The sequence below is a fragment of the Patiriisocius sp. 208BN25-11 genome (assembly GCF_058147145.1).
In genome coordinates this window covers 1-242 of the sequence record NZ_JBYVJY010000111.1, presented here as the reverse complement: position 1 = coordinate 242, position 242 = coordinate 1, and the positions used below count along the sequence as shown (strand labels likewise).

Annotated in this window: 1 pseudogene; it reads right to left on the bottom strand. The window is 31.4% G+C overall.

The annotated features are described in order from the left end of the window. Positions 1-242: pseudogene (locus tag ACY2RS_RS15775) on the bottom strand (LptF/LptG family permease); the annotation flags it as partial.

Sequence of the window (242 nt, the reverse complement as noted above, 5' to 3'; positions counted from 1 at the left end):
ATTTGCAGCCAACTTATAGGGTATTTTTTTGTTCTCAAAATGCTCTAGTGTAAAATTGCTCCCTCTTTTATCGGAAACATTAAAATAACTTACATAGATATAATCGTTATCACTTATTTGTCTGTAGACATTAGACTTTTCACGATCTTGCTTTCCTTTTTTTCGGTATTTAAACGAAAACTCATTATAGCATAAACTTGCTTTGGGCGCTATAAACATTCCTAAAAAGAATGCTCCAATAC